This window comes from Streptomyces populi, assembly GCF_002911015.1.
Lineage (GTDB): Bacteria > Actinomycetota > Actinomycetes > Streptomycetales > Streptomycetaceae > Streptomyces > Streptomyces populi.
Genome location: NZ_KZ627104.1, coordinates 1 through 737 on the forward strand (window position 1 = coordinate 1; position 737 = coordinate 737).

Annotated in this window: 2 protein-coding genes; both read left to right on the forward strand. The window is 75.8% G+C overall.

Going from position 1 to position 737, the window contains the following annotated elements:
- On the forward strand, positions 1–181 hold a 181-nt coding region (locus tag CW362_RS42900; protein WP_162684468.1), incomplete at its 5' end, for an HAD hydrolase-like protein.
- A gap of 177 nt (positions 182–358) precedes the next feature.
- A partial coding sequence (locus CW362_RS42905) for a hypothetical protein (protein WP_162684469.1) occupies positions 359–737 on the forward strand: 379 nt, incomplete at its 3' end.

A 737-nucleotide genomic window follows, 5' to 3' on the forward strand; every position in this document is an offset into this window, starting at 1 on the left:
CTCCGAGTCCAGCGCGATGATCGGCGACCGCATGGACACCGACGTCCTGGCCGGTCTGGAGGCGGGTATGCAGACCTTCCTCGTCCTGACCGGGCTGACCACGCCGGAGGAGGTCGAGCGCTACCCGTACCGGCCGTCGAAGATCGTCGACTCGATCGCGGACCTCGTCGACCGCATCTGACCCCCCCGGCCCGGACGCCCGGCCCCGGCGAGCGCCTTCGGGCCCTGCGCGCCGGGGCCGGTCCCGGTCCGTGGTGGCGCGCACGGCCCCGTACGGAGCAGTGGACGGCCCCTGAGGATGCGGGCCGCCGCTGCGAGGGGGAGTCTCCAGGTGTCTGGAGGTTTCACGATGCGTTCGATGCGACTCACTCTCTGCGCGGGGGCGGTGGTCGCGGCCGCGGTCACGCCCGCCGCGTACGCGGCCGACGCGGGACCGGGCGGAGTCTCGGTGACCCCGGCGTCCCCGGCCTCCGGCAGCGACATCCGGCTGTGGGCCACGGGCTGCGCGGGCCGGACGGGAACCGCGGTCTCGGACGCGTTCGTCTCGGACGCGCGGCTCACGGGCGCGGGCGGCGGTGGACTGGTCGGTGACACCCGTGTCCGTACGGCGCTGCGACCGGGCAGCTACGGCGTCCGGGTCGACTGCGACGGCCACCGGGTCACGGGCACGGTCACCGTCCCGGCGCCGGGCTCCTCCCCGAGGGTCTCCGCCCCCGCCTCGCCGGTCGCGCCGGTGA